Consider the following 23417-nt stretch of genomic DNA (forward strand, 5'->3'; position numbering starts at 1 on the left):
CAACATTATGTTATATGGCTTAACAGATGCACTCTCAAAATTGGTAAGCTGGTTATTTATACACTTTACTTTGCGTACTTTCCCCATACTAATCAATTGATTATATCGTTAACAATTACAGGCAACATAATTGCCGGAGAGAAGAAATGAAAACTGCAAGTACAGCAATACTATCCATCACAATATCCCTGCTCATAACTAGCTGCAGTAGAACACATGTGCCTGAGAAAGTTCCTAAATCAGCTATCCATAAAACTGTGGTAAAGGCCAAAAAACCACCACCGCCGAAGATCATAACCGTAAATCATTCGGTTGCTACCAAAACTCCTGATGGTAGATATTATTACGACTTTCAAGGCCACCGATACTGGCGTAATTTTGATGATGGCAGATATTATTTGTATAATAAATCGATGTACACAAATCCTTCATTCAAGCCACATTAATATTAATCAAATAATATTTACAACACTAACACTAACTAACAGACGAATTAAATATCTGTATCTGTTATCTTCGTCTATGCATTACTATTTTCGAAAATATAAATAAAAAATATATTTCCTGTCTATTGCATTTTTAAAATTGACGAATTACATTAGCAAAACCTTTCTAATTCCTGCTGCAAGAACCGGCATTACCTAATCTGTTTAAATTTCCCAAAGTTTATTGTCTCTTTAATTATTGGCTCGTAAATGCCAATAAAATTTTTATACTAAAGTATTATTAACAGTTAAACCCTTCATTATGACCAGCAGAATTCTAAGCACTATACTACTTTGCCTTTTTTTTAACTACGTTTCATTTGCACAGAAACTTGCAAAAGATGTAAAGAGTATTATTGTAAAAAAAGAAAAGAAAAGAAAAAAAGATAATGACGATAGAAAAACCCCCTTATCAGATGAGGCCTTCAAAAAAATGATGAGGGATTTTTATACTTTTACCATTGCAGGTAGTACTGCACCTACCACCGGATTTAAGGTTGAAACAGCTAAACCTACTCTTAGTTTATCGGGAAATATAAACCCCAAAAAATATAAGGATTGGATAATTAATCTTCAATTGACCGGAGGATTAAAAGATAATTTTGCTCAGTTGTTCTCAAAAAACAAATTGAACGCTTATTTTAAAAGCTCCCTCGGAATTAATCGTTTTATTGGTAAACATGGTTCCTACAATTATAGCAGTGAGTGGGAGGCTAATCATATCAAGGCTTTAGATAAAGCTAATGCTGAAAAGTTATTGCTACAAGCGGATTCAGCTATCGCCATCAATAATTTAACACTTGTGGAAGATTATTACAGTTATAAAGAATTATGGGACCAAGTTGTATTGGATGCTGAAGAAACAAGAAAAGAAGAAGAAGCTGCAGAAACCAAGGATTTTTACAAAGATCTTATAAATGGATTAATAATATATTATGGTGGCGACCCAAAACTCACTGATACAGCACAAATCTTTGCGGATTTTAAAGGTAAACTACTGCGAAATGATGCCACCATTAAAACTGCAACTATCCTTAGCGACAATTCCCGTTTAAAACCTATTGAAGAAAAAAGATTAGACAGTACATATGATTTTGCAATAGAAAAGTTTAAAAATATCTGGACTGGGAAACGTATCTGGTGGTTAAATCTTTCTCCAACTTTTACTGCCGGTTCTACTACTTTTTACGACACATTGAAAAGAACAATCGATGATTCCATATCAACCACCTACGGGCTCCAACTTAGTTTAAACATGTTGCATAAGTTTAAAGAGTCAGGACGTTACTTTTATTTTAAGTTCCTAGTTGAAGGGGCACTAATTGATAATGTTAGCGATCTCTCTAAGTTTGACTATGTGAAAAATAAATTTTACGATACAGCGAATATGGTAGCGTTGAGTGAAAACGCTTCTGGGACAGCATATAAGGGAAGCTTAGAAAGAGGATTTGGATTCACTACCGGGCTTGAAATATATACATGTCCATTTAAGCATACACTTGCTCCCGGTTTTTATGTAGCCAGTAAATATAAGTACGGCGATAAGTGGGTAAATAAAAATAAAGTAGCACTTGATCTTGGTTTGATATGGAATGTTACCAATTCAGACAAGGACAGCAAGAACCTGCTTTCGATAATTCCGTATGCAAGTTGGTCGAATATTTTACCTGAATACACGAATGCACTAAAAACAAAGGAAACAAAAAGAGCATTGAAGGAACTATTCTCAGTTGGATTGAAAGTTGCGATACCTTTTAATCTTGGTAAAGATTAATTGAGCAAAATAGATATTGATAAAAATTATAAAGAGAATTCCTCCGCCTTGGTTTTGTGCGTTGGTGTACTTGTGCCTGGGATACATTATTAAAAAACCTGTCGAGTTAAAACTGCATTTACTCTAACGTATGAAACTCGTATTCTTCGTTTTTATTGGGATGTCGCCAGCTAATATACAACGAAGAACAAATTACAGTACCATTAATAAAGTAATTGTCTTTACCGATGATATTGAATACAATTCCGAAATAAGGTTTATCGGCAGGAATTGTAATTTCTCTAAAATCAATAATATTTTCTAACTCATCATCAGTTAATAAAAATACCTGATCATTATGCCAAGCATCCGGCCAAGAGGCTTTCGGATCAATATTTGTGTAAAACACCTCTCTACACTCAATATCCACATTTACATAATATCCAAAATCAAAACTTGCTTGAATGTATAAACAAGATGCCTCGGAACTGTAAACCTTAAATTCAAACCCTGCATTATATGCATGTTTATTAAAAAGTTGAATTGCTTTTTGTATATCCTCTAAAGTAGAAAAAGTGGGCATGGTTAAATGAAGTTATTTTTTATTAGCAATCGAATATACGTAGTTACAAACTTTGTACAACGCTACTTTTAAATTTAATGAATACCGGGTATAACAGTGAAAGCTTTATTATGTTCATTTGAAGCAACGTAGGCGGAGATATGAACCGGGGCTTAGATTTAAGTAAACAGCTACAGGAATAGTGATAGGTACGCAACGTCCAGTGCCGGAGAAGTTGCTTGGACAAAAGGTGCCAATCCAAAAAAATGATCGAGATAAATTTTATCCATATTGACAACCTTTTTTGCATTATTTCCGCCTTATTCATACACAAGCTTAAAAAATTATGAAAAAAGCGCATAATTATTACGTCTACATTGTTGAGTGTAGTGATAAAAGTTATTATACAGGTGTCACAAACGATTATGAAAGAAGGTTATGGGAACATAACAATGGAGAGAATAAAAAAGCATACACTTATAAACGCCGACCGGTTATATTAAAGTACTGCGAACACTTTTACAATATTAAAAATGCTATAGCTTGGGAGAAGCAACTAAAAGGATGGTCGAGAAAAAAGAAAGAAGCGTTGTTTGTAGGGAATTGGAAAGAGATTATACGACTAGCTAAATCTAAGAATGTTGTTAATGATGATGGTTCATCTTCTTCTGACAATCTATCCTATCCTGCTAGCCCATCTTCGACAAGCTCAGACTGACAGACTTTTATTTTGTTAGATTAAGATTCTGCTATTTCAAAAAATATTCTAATTACGAATACTTTCATCCTGCAATTATTGTACTGTCAGTATGAGCTTGGCGAAGACGTGCTGAATGTATTTTTTTGTTACCTTGATTAACAGAAGCATTAAAATACCTTAAAATCTATTTTTGATATCCTCCATCTGTATTTGGAAAGTAATTATATCCTGATTGTTTTGAACACTAACATCTCTCAGATATTTTTTAAGCTCAACCCTAATATCAGTGTTTAGCTGATCCCAAAAAAGGTAGTAAAAAGTGTCTTTTGATATAAACAAGGGATTAGGTAATACCTTTTCTTAAATATATCACTAAGTTTAAAATATTTTAGTTGTATGTCGTCAAAACAAAGTGATTTTTTTATCTCAGAAATAATTAGTGTTACGGAATAACACCGGGAGGAAGAGGATTATTTGGATTAAACAAAGGAGGATGCTCCCCTTTTTTCAAATCACTATCTCCTAATGTTGTAGGTGTAAAAACGCCAATTATTATATTTGATTCAATAGCGCCAACCTTTAATAAGGTCAATCCTTTTTCAACGACTTTATCAATCACTTCACCACTTAAAAAGTCTCCAATATTTTTTGACTCACTATATTTCAAAGCTTTATCTATACCCGAAATCCCTAGATTTGCAATTTTTGCAGTTGACCTCAGATTAGTAATGGCACTACCATCAATTTTTACTCCGAGTTTGTTAGCTAAATTCTTTTGTGCCAAATTTGCTGACATACGTTCTGTTTGAGTAAATTTTCCAGATAATGGATTGCCTTTTGATTTTATATCAGTTATTTGGTCAGCGAATTTAAACCCAAAGCCTGTTGCAATATCTCTATTTGTATGATCCGGATCAATTTTATTTTCATTATAACTTGCTTTATCAATAAAATCATTTTTTGAACAAGAATTCGGAATAACATCATCTACTTCTTTTCCATTAGGATCGAGTAACCTTAATGGATTGTTTAAACAAAAATTATAAGGGCTAACATCTGGATATTTTTCTGCTTTAGGATCAACACTTAACCACAAACTATTCCTTGCATCATAATACCTTGCACCATAATAATAAAGGCCTGTTTCTTCATCTTTCTCTTTCCCATTAAACAAATATGGCGTTTTAAAAGAACTTAAATGCTCATCAAAAAATGTTTCTCCAAAAGGCGTGTATTCATAATGCTGATTTACTTCGCCTAACGCATCTGTAATATAACTGCTGCTTCCCAAATGATCCGAATGGTAGAAGTACTGATCTTTTTCAAACATTAGTCCTGTACCATCGTAACCATACCCTGCTTTTACTGAATCCCTTGGTGGTATTCCTTGCGGATAGGCAGGTGGCAACCAATCTTCTCTGGGTATACTTGGTCCGGATGGCCACCCTAGTGGTACTGAACTAGCAGAACTATCTATAATTATTGGAGGAACAATACCATTGTTTTCTGGTCTCAACCAATAAGGTTTATCAATAGGAGAAGCAGCAGGCATCTTAAGTGTTTTATACCATTCTGCTCTTGAATATTCTATAGTGCGTATCCGTTTGGTATAGTCAACGCCTCCAGCTGACAGACCCGTTACAGGAAAAGAGCTATTAATAAATTCTCCATTACCTAATCTTGTGATAATACGTTGGTTTTCTATGTAATAATGTTTGCTAAACCCTGATTTTCGATATACCAGGTAAGGGCTGACATAAGCGGTAAAATTATCATAGTGCTTCACTCCACCAGCAGGTGCACCATTTATCCAAAGCCCTTGAACACCGCCACTACTTTTGATGACCCTTTCTCCTTTTGCATCGTATGTATAACGGCTAAGCACACCATTTTTTATAACACCCATTAACCTGTTTTCTTCATCCCAGAAATTTTCGCTTACGCTATCACCCAAAAGATTGCCATTAAGATCATAACTGTATTTATTGTCGCCAACCTGAGTAGCCTGGTGCGGAGCAGTACCTCCATAAATATACAGTTGATTATATCTTCGCCTGGGCAAGCTATCTTTCATTTCCTTACTGACAATATTATACAGATCATCATATCCAACAGAAAGACTATAACCAGTGGTAATACCAAACCCTTTATATATTCCACCAGCCTCAATAAGTCTATATAAATTATCATACTTGTATTCCTGTTTAGCATACCCGCCTAGTTTAGGGGCTTGCGCCTGCACATTATTTTCAATACCCAAAATATTGCTTACAAAATCATAGGCATAAGTATTATTCATAATCGGAACAGTACCATGTGTGAAGCTTTGCAGCGTGGTAAGTCGACGACGTTTATCATCATAATTATAAAAGGTCTCGGTACCATTACCATATTTCAAATAAACCCTTTGTTCATATTCATCATAACCTAACCTTTCTACACATTTATATTCATTCCCCAATTTTCTACTCGTAATGTTTTGAAGTGCACCGCCACGGTTATAGTGATAAATTACAGAATCGCCATCTGGATAAATCATTGTCTTAATACGATTCCAGGTGTCGTACAGTTGCTCGCTAACAAACGTAACTGCCTTTTCAGGAGTTATTAGAACTGTACGGATCGTTTTAGTTACCTCTCCCAACTTACCATAGAAAAACTCTTGTCCACCACTGGCATCCTGTTGAAGAACCAATCGTCCTGCTTTACTACCTGCAGTTCCGTATGTATATTTTACTTTGTTCTGATACTGGAAAGGATAATCGATGTCTGTGAGCCGCTCATATTCATACTGATATTCTATACCGCCACCATCGGGTATTCTTTTTCTTATTTCAGGAGTAATTTTTTTGATCATATTACCTGCACGATCAAAAACAAACTCTGTCAGCCCTGCATCCGGATGTTGTACAGAAACTTTTCTACCAAGGTCATCATATTTATATTGAATAATATTCCCGTTGTTATCTGTAACTTTTTCGAGCTCGTTTAATGCATTATAATCAAACTTGGTTATAATAGCTCCGTTAGGGCCGCCATTTACATTCGTTTGCCTGTTACGTTCTTTTACATCCATGAAAGTTTCTTTTGTATTTCCGAGAGGATCTTCACCAACAATACTGAATAACCTGTTCTTGATGGAATAAGTCATACTTGTAGTAGCTCCGTCTGCCAAAACCGTTTTCACTTGTCGGTCCAGTATATCATAATTAGTTTTTGAATTCGGTTTACCAATAGCATAATTGAAAGCAATATTATTGGGGCCTATTGCTTCAACTATGGGATAATAATTTTCAATTGTTCTTCCAAACACATCAAACACAGCCCTCCCAGATACTACCATCTTTAACTCATCATCCTGAGCTTTATTTTTGAATAAAGCAATTTGTTTTTTTACCTGCAATGCTCTTCCCAAACCATCCATAAATGTAATGGTCTTTATGTCACCGTCATGTTCAGGGTCGTAATGTTTTGTAACTGCATACGGCACTGATGCATCGGGGAAGTAATTAAATGCAATGGTGTACGATTTTCCGGCAGCAATCTCATAAGGCCCTGTAACAGCACTTATCCGACCCTTGCTATCGATAGAATAATTTATTTTCTCATCGTTCATACTAACACTACCCGTAAGTTGACCAAACCTATAATCATAAGTACTGCTACTTGAATAACCGAATGCATCACTTACTTTGGTAACTAGACCATGCGTAATATTATCATATTCGTATTGATACCACATACGTTGCCCATGACGATTATGAGGTTTTATGATACGGCTAAGATTTCCATAAGCATCATACTCCATATTTACAATGGCGATGGAATCATCGGTAATATATTGATCGATCTCAATAATGTTTCCTTGAGCATCAATTTTTGCACTACGTCTTCTTTTTGCTGCCCCGCCTGTAATTACCTCTATACTATCGGGAAGCGATTTTATATATAACAGATCATTGTTATGGTATCTTATTTTTGCAAGCACTTCATCTTTTGCAGAACCATCCCCGTTTTCAAATATCAATATTATATTTCCAAGATCATCATACTCATACTTGCTAAACGTTGTTACACCCGCTGTTGCAGCACCTTCATAAAAAAGCTTTTCTGTTTTTGTAAGCGCAGGGAAGAAAACATTATTAGTAATATTTTTAATCTCATACTCATTATCTGTTTTTATATATTTATTTCCACCTGCGTTCTCAGTCCATTCTGAAAGGAGTAATCCTTTAGAATAATAAGTATCGTTGCGAAATACCTTAATTTTTTTTCTATACACTGCGCTGCCATCCAACTCATTTGTTATCACTGTATCAAATCCCAAAAATTCCCTTTCTCTTCTGTCCTGAAATCCATTCTTATACACAAATGTTTTACGTAAGACATCAACTCCATCTCCTATAAAGCCATCAAATACTTCTGTATTTTTTAATACCCATTTGCTTTGTGGCATTTCATAGGTATTACCCATGCGTTCATAATCTAAGCCAATATAACCACCCATTGGACGCTCTATTTTCTTTAGCATATTGGTACGGCCAATAGTAGAACTACTAACAGTTAAGTTGCCATCATTTTCCGAACTAAGTAAATCAGGATAATTATCTCCATCAACATCCATGATCTGATCTTTACGACGAGAAACACCATGGCCAATTGAACCAGATGGGTTAATGCAAATCTTAATAGGGAAAAAAGGGATAAAAATAGGAATCGAAATAGTATAAGCCAAGTTGATAGACTCACCTATAGAAACATTTTTAGTAATTGAATTAAATCCTTGCCAAACTTTTTGTGGTGCAAAACCATTACCTGTATTTAAGTTTACTTTGATTATACTACCATCTTGAAGCACTTTATCCGGAAGTCCATCACCATTAATATCAATTAATGAACTACTTGAATTTCCATTAGTTTTTGTTAAGTTGTAACCCGCTTGAAATGAGCTTGCGTCAATATTTACTCCAAGTGTAAGACCAGCCGCTTCAGATGTACTTTCATTCCCATCAATTCCCGAAATACTCCAATTCTCTGCAGGAGCAAAACCATATCCTAAATTCAAAGCAACAGACCCATTGTTCCAGACCTTGTCAGGCAATCCATCACCATTCATATCTAACCATGTTGCAACAGTTTCATCGTAATTCCTGCTATCTATATTTCCACTTATTCCAATTGAATTACTCGCTGTTTTTGTTGCTAATATTGTCCCTCCTTTACCTGTAGTTACTGCCTCTGTTCCTGCAACAGTTAGAGTACCACCTAAACTAACGCCACTTGAATTTGCTATACTTTTCGTTGAACCGGAATTATTTATTCTTCTTTCATTGCCCAACCCCCCATCAGGCAAAGTATATTGAATTTCATTTTCATTTAAAACATCAGGATATCTATCACCATTCATATCCATCATGTCGAGAAGAGTAATAGTTTCAGCATTTGAACTCCCCTTTGTATAACTTAAACCAAAACTTACACCAGCCGAAGTACTGTTTGCTCTTGTTTTGCTTACCTTAAATGCGGCACTTAATGCCCCCCCCATCTGTGGAGAAGGCTCGTTAGCGTTTAACATAATTATATCCGTAGACACATCATGTAGAACCAATCGTGAACTACCCATAGTATCTCTCCCAACAAAAACCATACTATCATAAGCCATCCAGGTTTGTTTTTCAGCATTTGGAAACATTTGAATAAAATAATTTAATGCCGGATTATTTAGCTGATCTAAACTTCCAGGATTAGTTCGATATAAAGCTGTATCGATTGGTCTAGAAGGATATTGTTTAAGGTCTTCAACATTAAGGTCTGATTCATTAATTGGAAGATTGCTCAGATCTCCTTTTATTGCAAAGCATCCCCAGCCTCTATACAATGTCCCCAAAAAATCTTTTTCTGGACTGGCATATAACCCAGCGTCTAAAGTATCATATACAACCTTGAATCGAGGAACATTATTAACATCTCTATAGTAAATCGTATCTTCCAATTGATATTTTAATATTGAAATTTTAGTTGAAAGTACATGACTAGGTGTTGTATATTCCACAAAAAGCTCATCTCCGGCATTTCGAATGATTAAAACAGTATCAAATTTTGCAGAAAGCACTCCATTTAATAAAGTGCGTTTTTGTTTATTAATAATATGTTTCGGGCTTTTTATAGAAAAAACTATTGTACCATCAGCAGTAGGATCAAATTGTATGTAAGGAATTATTCTTATAGTATCTTTTTTTGTTCCCTTTAAAACCTTTGTAGGTTTAACCCAATCGTTATAATTCGTAAAATCAGGAACTATTTTCGTTTCTATTAATGGAGTTATCCCATCTGTATAAATAATATGTGGCAGAAAGACCAATTCAGTGCGATCAATGTATGTATCTGTGTTAGCAATAAACCTCAATGTATCGCCTTTATTTACATTGATATTAACCTTTTGAAATAAAGTATCTACCAGTTGACTATCCGTATATGTTATATCTGAATAAGTGGTAATAGAAGATGCATTTTGCTGAAGAATAGTCACCCTAACCTCATCAGATGTTATCTTCTTGATAAACTTTGCATCAAAACTTATCACACCATCTCTTGGCATACCATACCCTCCCCCGGCAGCACTAAGAAAGAAATCACTCGACGCTTTATAATTATCTGAGGGCTTGTTATTAGCATCATTTAATGGAGAAACGGGGGTTAAATATTTTATAGATTGATCCCATGAAATAACATCATTTACACCATTATAAATGGACTGTAGTCGAAAATAGATCCTGTCCCCTTTTGCAACAGTCAGAGACTCTAACCCTGTTGGAGTTTTCGGGAAGAAATTATCAACTGAAATTGTATCAGCCCACTTTACTATCCCATTCAATTGAACAGATACTCTCACTCCATCCCCTTTTTTATAATCCTGTATTAAAGGTTCCCTTAATCTTATTGGAGCATCAATAGAAACAATTCCATCAAAAGGAGCTTGCCAGAATCTAACGGCATCCTGTAAAGGAAAATTGTCTTCCTGTTCTTTCTGTAAGTCTGCATCAGACTTTAAAAAAGCCGGGTCAATTACTGCACCTGCCTTTACAGGCGCAGGAGTAAGTCCACTATTCTCATTAAATTCAGGATCACCATTACTATTCAGATGATTGAACAAAACTCTTCCATTAGAAGCAATATCTATTAAGCCATCTCCGTTGAAGTCGGAAAAATAATTGGTTGTCGAACTCGTTGTAGTAGTAGTTGTTCTACCATAAAATAAAACAAAAGGTATTACTTGAAAACCCCAAGATACATTTTGTGAATTACTCTTACTAAAATCTTCAGCACCCTTCATTATCATTTTTTCACCAAAACTCTTAGCAGCAAAACCAAGATTTTTTCTGTAGTAAAATTGGTTTTCAAGTTTAAAAACTTTATCTGGTAGGCCATCACCATTCACATCAATTATGCTGATTAAGCCCTCCTGGTTATCGCTACCATATCCAAAACTTCCTCCTACTGATAAGAGTTTACTCCAAAGACCTCCAGCCCAAGACCCAACAGTTAAAGCAAGACCGCCATTTATACTTGAAGATTTAGAGGTATTCAGAGCAGAAGCTTCCCCCCTAAAACCATCTATAGGGCGACTAATATCCCCTTTAATACCATCACTAGCTATACTCCAGTTTTGAGCAGTTGAAAGCGGGGCATAACCATTTTTAGCATTCACATCATCATAATAATCCAGCTTATGACTATAAAATATATTTCCGTCTGCGTCTAATTCGCTGAAACTTTTAAGTAATGTTTTCTTGAACGCTCCCTCTGTATAATTGTATTGATAAGCTCTTATCGGCTGACCATTCATGCTTATTTTTACTTTATCCAGCAAATCAGCTGTTACAACTTTAAGCCCAGTTCTACAATTAATATCAATATCCTCTCTCCCTGTTTTTCTTATGAATTCAATATGATATGGACCGTCTACATTATCATGACCTGTATATACAATCTCTTTAATATACAATTGCTTCCCCAATATAGTACTACCAACCACACCAGCATTCTCTATAGTTTCGTAAACATACTTCACATAATTACCATTTAGATCCTTCGTCTCAACCAGTGCCCAATAAGTAACATTGCCATTTTCATCTTTCAAAACCCCTTCTCCATTTTCACCACCATATGTATTTTTCGTTCCATTTTTATTAGTTACTTCCCACCAATAATTTTTCGGGCCTGTTCCTTTTCTGATGACCTTATTAAAAGCCCCTTCAACCCTCGAGTAAAATTGCTTATCACCTGCTGATCTTGCTACGAAGGTCGAGCCACGCACTACTGGTGCTAACTGTTCGCCACTCAATGTATATTCTTCCGTTTCAAGTGACGCATCATAACGAGGCACTCCCCATCTTGTTTCAATACCAACAAACGGCAATGAAATATTCCAACCAAGTCCCATCCATCCATTACCTCCTTCATTACTATAGCGAAGTGTCAATTGCGGCTGCATACCAAGCCTCCCCGCAGGCAATTTAAGATTGAATGAAAGTGAGGCTCCCCCTGTATTGTTTGCTTCAGGAGGATTAATGAACGTAATACCATTTGAAGGATCAGCAGCCTTAAAATCTTTTATAGAAGTTGGGATGTACCCCTGTGTTTGAGGTGATTCAGGAACTTTGATAATGCCATTGATCATATCCGTAAAATGTGTAGTATACGAAGTCACCATACTTGACATCTTATTGATGGTATCTAATGGAAGTTCCTCCCACTTTTTACTGCTTTCATTAAAGAAAAAAGTTTTTATATCCGCTGTTGTATATCCATCGGGTATTAATGTACTATCAAAAGGAATAGAAAGTCTTGCGGCTTTTGAAAACTTGCTTCCATGCGGTAAAAAACGAAATGCGGCATGGGTTTTAGTAACATTTACCATATCTGCATTTAATGCAGGAATGTCAATATCTCTTAACGCTGTTATTGAAATAGTTTTACTTTCATTTAATGCTTTTGCCGGAATGGAAATAGCGGTAGCAGAATCAACTTTTGAACTTAAATTTAGTTTTGAACTTGTTAAATATGTTGCCTGATTAGTTAACCCTTTTTGAGAAGGCTTAAATACAAACTGCGGGGTGATTGAATGTTTAAATACAATATTCTTTGTAATGGTTTTTCCTGAACCAAATTCCGCACGCAAACTAATCTCTGCAGTACTATCTAAGTATTCGTCTTCAGAAATTTCGAACTCATTATTGTAAATACTTACAGGATGATCATTACAATAAAGGCGAGCACTTCCCAACTGGGCGCTTTTCAAAACCCCTTTAATGTATACTTGTTTCCCAAAAAAATAATCATCAGGATTATTTATCAATAGTTGATCTCTGTCTGTCTCTTCATAAATTGCAACAACTGAAAGGTTTTTTATTTTATATGAATAAGTAGCATTGTCAGGAAGTGAGAATCGAACAATATTATCACCTTCATGTAAATTTTCAGCAGATATAAATTCTCGCTGTAATGTCCATTCGTTATTACACAAAACAAATTGTCCACCTAAGGCCTGTGCATCATTAATGCTTCTGGCAATTCCCGTATTAGAAGAAACCCCATTTAACCAATATTGCAAAACAAAAGAGTGATTTCTCTTAACTCCTGATGGCAGATGAATATGAAAAACATTATCATAAGGTTCATCTATCGGATTCTCATTATCGTAACCAATAATACCATAATCAATATCCGCTTTAAATATTTTCTCTTGTTGATCTTTGGAATAGGCCAATTTCGTATCTACGATCTTAGAAACCTTTAAGATATTATTGTCGGCAATTTTATTTTGCCGCTGCTCTTTGGTAAAGTCAGTAATTATTCTAACGGGCAATTTATTTTTACATGCCCAGTGAAGCAATACTAGATTGATAAAGACTATTGCTAGATAAAGTTTCTTAACCATTGCAATTAAGGTTTTTATAAACAAATTGAGTCTAGTAACTCAATTCCTTCGTTATTTTACAATTACAATTTTTCTTGTTTCTTCAAATTTGCCTGACCTGAAAGTAACCATGTATATCCCTGTCTTAGTTATTTTGTCTTTGAAAATATAATTAGCAAATCCACTCTTTTTAGCAGATTTAATAATACTGCCGTTAGAAGCATAAATTGTCATGCTTAAATTATCAGGCTGTTGTAGTTGCACTCTTGCAAAAAAGTCCCCGGTGGATGGATTAGGGAACACAGTAATCTCTTTGAAAACACTACCAGAAGACTTTGCTATTTGAATATCAGTTTTACTACTACAACCATTTTTTGATAATGTAAGCGTATAGACACCTGGCTTTTCAAATACTTGTTTAGGCCCAATGCTACTGAAATTGTCAATTCCTTCCCAGCTATAACTAACTCCTTCGGGCATATTTTGTGAGGCATCAATTTCAACACTTTTTCCAAGCGCCAATTCGTAATTTGAATTAATCAAAATTGGCAAAGGTGCATCAACGCTGTTTAGATAAAACGAATCAGTGAAACTTCTTTTCAAGGCATCGGTTACATTTAAGTGATATTTACCGGGGGGAAGATTATTTATTTTCAACGAAGTTGATGTATCCGAAAGTAAATTATAAAAACCATTATACTCTTCTCCTGAAACTGAAACCTTATAAGGAGCCAACCCACCAGCAAACTTTAAGTCTAAACTCCCTTTTATTCCTGTCGAGCAAACAGGCTGGTTAATTTTTTCTGTGACAAGTAGATCCCTTGCTGCGATAAAACCTATATAACTTTTTTGACCTTCGCCTTTTTCCCATTTAATATCATTAAACGTTGCAATTCCATTCGCATCAATTTGATCCATTTTTATGAAATCAGTTTTTTCAAATGCAAACGCCCCTGTTCTTGAGAGATCAATAGCCATCCAGAAAACAGTATTTGCATCTGCTTTTACATCCATCTGGCGTGTATCAATCATTATCCTGGTTGAAATATCTTTCATGAGATTTGAAACTAGAAGCCATTTCTTTTGCATAAGTTGAGGGAAGCCTAATACTTTTTTTTCTGGAACAAAAGGCAACCCATTTTCACCCCAAAGCAGGAAAGAATTATCGGATAAAACTGAATTAGAAGAAATTGTTAGTAACCCCGGAGTACTACTACTCGAGGCTTTTGGTTGCATTAGCCCGGAAGAATCGTCTCTTGCTATACCTGCTATATTTTTATGGAATGCTCTGTAATTAAGTCCTTCCCATATTTTTACTCCCTGGCTGTTGTAATATATTGCCTCTGGCTCTGATAATGTCACTCCATATTTTATTGATAGATAAGAAGCTACTTTTAATCTTTCTTTTGTATTAAGCACCCTGTTATAAAAAATTACTTCAGGTATACTACCTTTAAAAGATGTAATAGGCAAATCAGGACTTACAGGCTTTGCACCTAATTGCCATTCGAAATCAGATACTGATGCCGCCGGATCCTCTTTCTGTTGGACATAAACGTTTACTTTAGGATTGCGCCTTTCAAGATTTATAAAGTTCATGTACCTGTATGCCTCCAAATCAGCAGCCCTATCTGTAGTAAGTACCTGAGCAGTCTTTTTATTGCTTAGCAGATGCCAAATAGAATTTTCATTTACTGTGTCTTCGGGCTGATAAACAGTAAAAAAACTAAAGGAGTTCTTTTGTTGTTTTAAGTCAATGTTAATCTTAGTGTTCTCAGTAAAAGGAAATGAATTGTTGTAATTAAGCGTTTTTAAATTCCCTTTCTTCAGTGTTGCGGGAAACAATTTTATATCTGTATTGGTCCTGCTTACAAAGCAAGGAATATCATTTTGAACAGAAACCACTAACCATTTTGCAACACCTTTTACGCCACCAGGCGATATTATTTGGCCAATGGTCCCATAAAAACTAAATACCAAAAGAATTGATATTGAAACGTTTCTTTTCAAATTTGAAAGTTTAATATGCTTTATTATAAATGGAGAAATCCCAACCAAGAGTAAATTGAAAAGCTTTATTGACATTCTTGTTCTCAATAAAATTATAGGAGTTGGGCTGCGTTTCAACAACATCCGTTAGACCAATAAAATATCTGGCTTCAAGGGATAGTCCAGAGTTTCTAAATTCATGTCCAACTACCACATTAAATCCAAAATTCGTTTTGCCTTTGAGTACATTGCGAATTTGTTGTTGCTGTTCAAGGTCTGATCCAAAAGCCGGCAATCTATCTTTGCCCCCGGATTTATATACTATATTTTGTGGAGCAACATTTAAACCTACTTGTGGACCCCCTCCAACATAAAATCCATAAAAAACATTTTCATCTTTTGGTTTGATTGCAGTTAACGGATATATCTTAATCATTCCATTGATGTTAATATACTGATAGTTAAAATCCATGTCATAATAGAAATCTTTACCGCTTTCCTCGGTAGTTCTATATTTCAACATTGCCCCTTGTTGAGCATATCCTATTTCAGCATGAAGCGCCAAAGCCTCTAATCGTCTAAAAGAAACATAAGCACTACCGGCCCACCCATTTTTAGGCACCTCCTGCATTGTATAATTAAAAAAAAAGGGCTCACTTAATATGGTGCTTCCCAAACCGCTGATCTTGGATTTATATACATAGCCTAATCTCAAGCCATAATTAACAGAATATCTACTTTCATTTGCTGCGACCTCTGGATTTCGAATACCCTGGGATAAAGCAGGCAACTGAAGCAGAAATAAAATTGAGAATGCGACGAAACAAAATTTTCGGTTCATTTGCGTAGTTTTTTAGTAATTCATGAACATGTGCCGAGAAACCGGCAAAATGGTATTTCTTAAGAATTGAGATGCGGCTAGTCGAGAAGATATTGGGAAGGATTTACTAAAGTAAAATCAATGGAGTAGAAAATAAAAATTTAGGTAATTACTTTATAAATAAAAGGAAAACTTTTATATGTACCGAAGCTAAGATAGCAAAAAATTCAATTCAAAGTATTATTTTTTAAAAAAAATAGGGTCTACCTAACGGTTATGTTTTTGTAAACCCGATTTAATATTTTTATGCTTCTAGATATCATGATATTTTTTTATTTTTTTGGAATTTACATTTCTTTTATTATTTTCGGTAATATTTTTTTTAATCCAATTCTTCTGGATAATCAAGCGCAATCTCTCCCTTTTACTTTTTATCATATTTCAATAAACAACTAGGAATGATTACATTTTTATGTTTCGTATAAGCCTTTTTGACGTTTATTATTATTAAAAATGATAATTTCTTGCACCTTTTCAAATTTACCACCTTGATTAAATGGCAAAAAACATTGAGTAGTAGTTTTTTTCAAGACTGCGTACTTGTTTAAATAATCTTATAATACAATCTTAAAATCAGCAAAAATTCCTTTAGAATGAAAAAAATATTCTTTTTACTAAGTATTTTTCTTTCGCAATATTCATTTTCGCAAAACGCTTATTCTAATTATAATAAATGCCTCGAATCTATTGATAACGAGGAAAGAAAAGCAGAAGAAGCTTTAGAGAATAAGTGGTATGAAGAAACATCTAACCCCAAAGCTGTTATGCTAGCTTGTGATGATCATTGCCCTAAATATTACTGCCGAAGGCATCATAAACAATGCATAAGCTACTGTGACTGTTATGCACAATTTAAAATTGAATCAAAATCAATTTCAGAGAAATACCAAACTATGAGAAGCAATTGTGAAATTACTTATAAACGCGAACAAGAGGCTGAAAATGCGAAAGCTGAAAGAAAACGTAAGGCTGAAGAAGAAGCACGTAAAGCTGAAGAACAAAGAAAAAAAGAAGAAAAGGCGAGATTAGAAAAAGAAGCAAAAGAAAATGCAGATAAAGAAAAAAGCAATCTAAGAAGTGAAACGAAAAAATCTGACGGCACAAATGGAAATTCAGATGATGCCGCAGAACAGGAAACAAGGCGAAGAAAAGCAGAAGTAGAGGCATATGTTGCAGAAATGGAAAGAAGGCGTCAAGAACAACGCACAAAAGATTCATTAGAAAATGTGCAAATGGGCGCAGCAATGGTTGCTTCTGCAGGAGCAATGATTGCAATGGGAGATAAGGAAAGTAGTAGAGAGGAAGAAGACTATGAAATAGGAACATATTTAAAAGCAGTGCTCGGCTTGGGGTTCAATTCCCTTCCAGTCATAGAAAATGATAACTACTATGGAACATATATGTCAATTTCATCTACAACTTCATTTCCAATAATTCAAGCATCCTTCCAATTCTCTGCGTTCAATCGCAGTTTTATCACTTGGAAACTTAGTCCATATGGCTATTTTGGAATGAACGCTTTTGATGAAGGCACAACTGGGACACACTTTTGTTATGGAGGCTCAAGTTCACTGGGTTTCGGCAAAAAATTCAAACTCTTGTTGCAGGGGGAATATTATGTAAGAAATGGAAGTATGTCAATGGATCAGTTTGTAAATTATATAGATTCAAAAGGCACCGCTAATTATAGTTATTCAACCAAAAAATATGGCCCTGGCATCCAACTTAGACTCGGCTACGACGTTCCAACCGAATATTCGCTTTCAGCTTTCAAAGAGGAATTATCTTTCATGAAAGGAGAAAACAAAGAGATATATTCTTTTCAATTTAAAATGATGGCAAAGATCGTTCAGTTCGTAGCTGAATTTTCGCCAGATTATCCATCTGCTGGTGATATATTATTTCCAGCTACGTATAAAAAGGAAAAACAAAATCTTTGGACATTTGGGATATCGGTTCCATTAACTCTATCCTATCGCTAGTAAGAATTAAAATATTTGAAAAAAAAAAATTAATTAATGAAAAAAATAACGAGAATAATTTTGGCAATAGTAATTATTGTTTCACCGGGTTGCGTAAAAGAACAATATATTAGTCACCCTTACGGAGAGGGGAAAGGAAACGTAACTTTCTACACAGATGCATCAATTTTACTTAATGAATACCCGATGACAATCATAGTCGATGGGCTAGTTATTGGATCTTTAAACCAAAACTATCTAAATTTTTCTACCGATCACCCTGAACCAACAGAACCATTTTGTAGCGAAGCAAATGCAGGCATGGTAGTTAACTTTCTTGGCACAGCTGGTACACATTCTTTTATGGCTGTTGGCGCATACGGAGGGAGTTCATCAGGTAGCTTTACTGTCAGAGCTGACCAATGCGACAAAAAGAAGATACATCAATAGACCTAAAAACATTGGCGAACAACTCAAAGCAAAAGTGTAGATTAACAGAAACCAAAAAAATAAAGTAAGAATAATTTTACGCCCGAACAAATCATGAATATCTAATTTATTATTAACAGCTAACTTAATTTTATGAAAATTTATTTTATATCAATATTTTTGTTTTTGGGCTTTAATGTAAATTCACAAAACACTTTAGTTGAACCTCATTTGAATGCTTCTAAAGAAGATTCCTTGATTAATATTTTTGAAGAAAAAGACAGAATAAAGAAAGAAGAGATCAGACATTTTTGTCAAGAGAACTTATTTAAAATAGATTCGGTTTATTCAAATAAAGATTCTAGCTTAATACATTTCTTAACTTTCGATGGAAAAATTATAAAAGAAGAGAAGAAAATTTACCTCCCATCAACAGATTTTCTTTCAGATTCAATCATTTCGTTTTTTAATTTAAATAATCAATTAATTTATTTTGAGCATTGGGAATTAGTAGTAAATACACCAAATATAGACGGTACAGGGTTTACACGGCTAGAAATAATTCTCCCTCAGTACCCATCTTTTAGAATTAGGAATGAATATGACAAATTAAATCGTGAGACTCTTTCCGTATTTAGCAGAAATAGCTTCACATTTAGAGTTAGAACAATCTATACATCTGCTAATAATTCGGAAGATCATGAATCACATACAGAAGATATAAAATGGTATCAATTTTGGGAAAATTGATTTACTATGAATATCACTTAGCTGGTTTAGAAATAACTTTTATAAGATTCAGGGCACAAAAAAAGCCTCAACAAAACTGTTGAGGCTTTTTGCGGACCGGACGGGACTCGAACCCGCGACCTCTGCCGTGACAGGGCAGCATTCTAACCAACTGAACTACCGATCCTTCAACCCTATTCATTGCTTCAAAACCAAGGTTTTAGCTTTTCAGCTCTTTTTCGGGAGTGCAAAGATAGGTTTTACCTTTTTTCATTCCAAAACTTTTATTAAAAATATGTAATCGTTAATTTTACAGCCTTATCTTACACTTTTTTAAGGACATAAAGTGTTCGGTATAGTATTAACCTAATCAATTTTTCATGCCAGAATTAAAAAACAGACAGTTCCTCGATTTTGAAAAACCTATCAAGGACCTATACGATCAAATTGAGCAACTGAAAATTACTTCCGAAAAAACAAAGACAGACATGTCTGAAACCATTGCTTCGCTTGAGCAAAAAGTAATGGAAACAAAGCTTGAACTTACAGCTAACATGACGCCATGGCAAAGGGTGCAATTAAGTCGTCACCCCGACAGGCCATATACTTTAAAGTACATTGAAAAAATGTGTACCAATTTTATTGAATTGCACGGCGATAGAAATGTGAAAGATGATAAAGCCATGGTTGGCGGCTTTGCCGACCTGAATGGCGAAACAGTAATGATCATCGGTCAGCAAAAAGGCATCAATACTAAAATGCGTCAGATCAGAAATTTTGGTATGGCCAATCCCGAAGGCTACAGAAAAGCTTTACGCCTAATGCGACTTGCAGAAAAATTCAACAAACCCATAATTACTTTAATAGATACACCGGGTGCATACCCCGGCTTAGAGGCTGAAGAGAGAGGACAAGGCGAAGCCATTGCAAGAAATATTTTTGAAATGATACGCCTGAAAGTTCCGGTGATCTGTGTGATCATTGGCGAAGGGGCAAGCGGCGGTGCGTTGGGTATTGGTGTGGGTGATAAAGTATTTATGATGGAGAATACCTGGTACACAGTGATATCTCCCGAAAGCTGCAGCAGTATTTTATGGCGTACCTGGGATAAAAAAGAAATTGCTGCAGAGCAACTTCGTTTAACGGGTACCGATATGCTTAACTTTGGCCTGGTAGATGGTGTTATTCCTGAACCTGCCGGCGGTGCTCATTGGGATTATGATAAAGCTGCGGAAATATTAAAAGAGTATCTTATTCCGGTTATACAAGAATTGAAACAGATCTCTCCTGAAAAACGTTGCGAAGATAGAATTGAGAAGTTTGGTAAGATGGGATTTTGGGATGAGAAAGCGGTGTAAATGAAAAGTGAAGAATGAAAAGTGAAAAATGATCAGAGGGGTTCGGATTTTTAGTTTTTAGTTTTTAATTTTTAGTTTTTATGTTGAAAATTGGCGTTTTAGGTGTAGGGCATTTAGGTAAATTCCATTTGAATAATTGGCAAACAATTGAAGACACTACTATTGTAGGCTTCTTTGATCCGAATGATGAGAATGCCCTTGGAGTTGCTGAAAAATATAATTTAAAAAGATATACCGACGCAGAGGAATTAATTAAAGCCTGCGATGCAATAGATATTGTTGCGCCTACTACTTCTCATTTTGAACTCTGCAAACTTGCCATAAGAAACGGCAAACATGTTTTTGTAGAAAAGCCATTGGCGAATACTTTAGACGAAGCAAGGGAATTAGTGAAGCTTACCAAAGAAGCAAACATTAAATTTCAGGTTGGCCATGTAGAGCGTTTCAACCCTGCTTTTTTAGCCTTGAAAGAACACAAACTACAACCGATGTTCATTGAAGTGCATCGTTTGGCACAATTCAACCCAAGGGGTACGGATGTGAGTGTTATTCTGGATCTGATGATTCATGATATTGATATCATTTTAAGTCTTGTAAAAAGCAATGTAAAATTCATCTCCGCTAACGGTGTTGCCGTAATGAGCGACACACCTGATATTGCGAATGTGCGAATTGAATTTGATAATGGCTGTGTGGCAAATCTTACCAGCAGCAGAATATCAATGAAAAAAATGAGAAAGATGCGGTTGTTTCAAAAAGATGCTTATATCGGTATTGATTTTTTAGAGAAGAAAGCCGAGATCATTAAACTGAATACGCCGACGGATAAAAACGTTTTTACTTTTGATATTGAAACGAATAATGGCAAAAAAACAATTGCTATTGCTAACCCTATTGTGGAAGATGGCAATGCTATAAAAATGGAGCTGGAAGAATTCAAAAGATCGATTGTAACAGACTCCGATACTACTGTTACCGTTGTAGATGGTTTCAGGGCAATGGAAGTAGCACATCAGATCTTAGAAAAAATAAACAGCGGCAGTTTAGTGTAGTTGCCCTATTGAATATTTTCATTTATATACATTGAATCAAAACAGGATACATATTCGTTGGTATATTTTTGCCGACTTGCTGGCTGCCATTCTAACCTGGTTCAGTTTTTATTACCTGCGTACTGTTATTTACGATTACCATTTTCATATCCCATCGGGCTTTTACATTGGGCTGGTATTATATACTTTGGGCTGGCTGAGTCTTCATTTCTTCAGTGGTGCTTACGAATCTGTTTATCAAAAATCTCGTGTTACAGAATTATTCAAAACTTTGTTGGTGAGTGTGATCGGTTGCTTTGTGCTGCTTTTCTTTTTTATTCTGAAAAATCCGCAGGAAAATAACTTTTATTATTACGAAGAATTCTACAGCCTATTGATACCCGTATTTGTGGTAACTTTTTTCTTTCGGTTGATCGTTCTTTCTATTGCAAAAAAACAATTGAGAGAAAGAACAGTATTTTTTAATGTGCTGCTGATAGGTTCCGGAAAAAATGCCGCACAGTTCTTTCAGTCGTTCATCAATACAAAAGAAAATACAGGCTATGGAATAAAAAGCTTTTTAAACATCAATGGCAATGCCAATGTTGCATTGCCAAACTCCATTAATAAATACAATGCTTTAGAAAACCTTTCGGCTATTTTAAAGGAAGATAATATTGATGAAGTGATCATTACTGTTGAAAAAAACGACAGGGAATTGCTGGCTAAGATATTGCAACAACTAAGCGACAAAGACGTAAATATCAAGATTACTCCGGATGCGGTGGATATTATTACAGGGGCTTTACAAACCAGCAATGTAATGGGCATTCCCTTAATTGATATTCACTCGGGCCTACTACCTTCGTGGCAAAAAAACATAAAACGATTGGTTGATATTTCTATCAGCATTTTCGGAATTATTTTATTGTCGCCGTTGATCTTATACACAGCTATCCGAACAAAATTCTCTTCTAGAGGTAATGTATTATTTAAACAGGAAAGAATTGGTTATAAAGGCAGGCCTTTTTACATCTACAAATTCCGTAGCATGGTTCAGGATGCGGAAAAAGAAGGACCACAATTAAGTTCGGATGATGACCCGAGAATTACAAACTGGGGTAAAGTAATGCGTAAATGGAGACTGGATGAACTGCCTCAACTTTGGAATATCATTAGCGGCGAAATGAGTCTTGTTGGCCCAAGACCCGAGAGAAAATTTTACATTGACCAGATCGTTAAAGATTATCCCGAATATAAATATCTTTTTAAAGTTAAACCGGGACTAACAAGCTGGGGCATGGTAAAATACGGCTATGCTTCATCGGTAGATGAAATGATACAACGTATGCCCTATGATCTGCTCTATATCGAAAATGTATCAATAGGTCTTGATTTTAAGATCATGCTCCATACAATAAGGATCATATTTGCCGGGAAGGGGAAATAAAGCTTCAAGCCACAAAGGACAAGCCAATTGCTTTGAACTGTATTTATATACATTGAAGCTATAAATAGCAGACTTGTCCCTTGCAGCTATTCCCTTGTGGCTGTATTACGATTTGTATCAGCGAATATGATTGAAATGACAATGTTTTAATTATTTTTGAATAAACTCTTC

Annotated in this window: 13 protein-coding genes and 1 tRNA gene; 9 read left to right on the forward strand and 5 right to left on the reverse strand. The window is 35.1% G+C overall.

Going from position 1 to position 23417, the window contains the following annotated elements; all coding sequences use genetic code 11:
* Window positions 1-146 precede the first annotated feature (146 nt).
* Both ACQ33O_RS11900 and ACQ33O_RS11905 read left to right on the forward strand, forming a co-directional pair.
* Window positions 147-446, forward strand: a complete 300-nt coding sequence (locus ACQ33O_RS11900) for a hypothetical protein (protein WP_430995809.1) — start codon at window positions 147-149, stop codon at window positions 444-446.
* Between the two features lie 301 nt (window positions 447-747).
* Complete coding sequence (locus ACQ33O_RS11905; RefSeq protein WP_430995810.1) at window positions 748-2259, forward strand: hypothetical protein; 1512 nt, start codon at window positions 748-750, stop codon at window positions 2257-2259.
* Window positions 2260-2377: 118 nt separating this feature from the next.
* On the opposite strand, the gene ACQ33O_RS11910 is transcribed toward ACQ33O_RS11905, so the two are convergent.
* Window positions 2378-2821, reverse strand: a complete 444-nt coding sequence (locus ACQ33O_RS11910; protein ID WP_430995811.1) for a hypothetical protein — start codon at window positions 2819-2821, stop codon at window positions 2378-2380.
* A gap of 325 nt (window positions 2822-3146) precedes the next feature.
* Here ACQ33O_RS11910 and ACQ33O_RS11915 point away from each other — a divergent pair, with 325 nt between their 5' ends.
* Window positions 3147-3518 carry a GIY-YIG nuclease family protein gene (locus ACQ33O_RS11915; protein WP_430995812.1) on the forward strand — a complete coding sequence of 124 codons (372 nt, stop codon included), beginning with the start codon at window positions 3147-3149 and terminating at the stop codon, window positions 3516-3518.
* Between the two features lie 424 nt (window positions 3519-3942).
* Here the strand turns inward: ACQ33O_RS11915 and ACQ33O_RS11920 are convergent, their stop codons facing one another.
* The 3 genes from ACQ33O_RS11920 to ACQ33O_RS11930 are packed head-to-tail and all read right to left on the reverse strand — an operon-like array spanning window position 3943 to window position 16249.
* The gene (locus ACQ33O_RS11920) at window positions 3943-13440 is read right to left on the reverse strand and encodes a SpvB/TcaC N-terminal domain-containing protein (RefSeq protein WP_430995813.1); all 9498 of its coding nucleotides are present in this window, start codon (window positions 13438-13440) and stop codon (window positions 3943-3945) included.
* A 51-nt stretch (window positions 13441-13491) separates the two neighbouring features.
* Window positions 13492-15429: a T9SS type A sorting domain-containing protein gene (locus ACQ33O_RS11925; protein ID WP_430995814.1), complete on the reverse strand. Its 1938-nt coding sequence runs from the start codon at window positions 15427-15429 to the stop codon at window positions 13492-13494.
* 10 nt (window positions 15430-15439) lie between these two features.
* Window positions 15440-16249, reverse strand: coding sequence for a hypothetical protein (locus ACQ33O_RS11930; RefSeq protein WP_430995815.1), 810 nt, complete (start codon window positions 16247-16249; stop codon window positions 15440-15442).
* A gap of 632 nt (window positions 16250-16881) precedes the next feature.
* Between ACQ33O_RS11930 and ACQ33O_RS11935 the strand changes: the two genes are divergently transcribed.
* The 3 genes from ACQ33O_RS11935 (at window position 16882) to ACQ33O_RS11945 (ending at window position 19428) form a co-directional block, all read left to right on the forward strand.
* Window positions 16882-18270, forward strand: a complete 1389-nt coding sequence (locus tag ACQ33O_RS11935) for a cell envelope integrity protein TolA (RefSeq protein WP_430995816.1) — start codon at window positions 16882-16884, stop codon at window positions 18268-18270.
* A gap of 36 nt (window positions 18271-18306) precedes the next feature.
* Complete coding sequence (locus ACQ33O_RS11940; protein WP_430995817.1) at window positions 18307-18699, forward strand: hypothetical protein; 393 nt, start codon at window positions 18307-18309, stop codon at window positions 18697-18699.
* A gap of 132 nt (window positions 18700-18831) precedes the next feature.
* On the forward strand, window positions 18832-19428 hold the full coding sequence (locus tag ACQ33O_RS11945; RefSeq protein ID WP_430995818.1) for a hypothetical protein: 597 nt from the start codon (window positions 18832-18834) through the stop codon (window positions 19426-19428).
* A gap of 92 nt (window positions 19429-19520) precedes the next feature.
* Here ACQ33O_RS11945 and ACQ33O_RS11950 read toward each other — a convergent pair.
* Window positions 19521-19594 (reverse strand) — tRNA-Asp (locus ACQ33O_RS11950).
* A 193-nt stretch (window positions 19595-19787) separates the two neighbouring features.
* Between ACQ33O_RS11950 and ACQ33O_RS11955 the strand changes: the two genes are divergently transcribed.
* From ACQ33O_RS11955 to ACQ33O_RS11965, 3 genes are all read left to right on the forward strand, one after another.
* Window positions 19788-20765, forward strand: coding sequence for an acetyl-CoA carboxylase carboxyltransferase subunit alpha (locus tag ACQ33O_RS11955; protein ID WP_430995819.1), 978 nt, complete (start codon window positions 19788-19790; stop codon window positions 20763-20765).
* A gap of 80 nt (window positions 20766-20845) precedes the next feature.
* Window positions 20846-21817, forward strand: a complete 972-nt coding sequence (locus ACQ33O_RS11960) for a Gfo/Idh/MocA family protein (RefSeq protein ID WP_430995820.1) — start codon at window positions 20846-20848, stop codon at window positions 21815-21817.
* Between the two features lie 31 nt (window positions 21818-21848).
* Entirely contained in the window at window positions 21849-23246 is a 1398-nt protein-coding gene (locus tag ACQ33O_RS11965) for a sugar transferase (RefSeq protein WP_430995821.1), read from the forward strand.
* Window positions 23247-23417: the final 171 nt, after the last annotated feature.

The organism is Ferruginibacter sp. SUN002, from assembly GCF_050611725.1.
Lineage (GTDB): Bacteria > Bacteroidota > Bacteroidia > Chitinophagales > Chitinophagaceae > Ferruginibacter.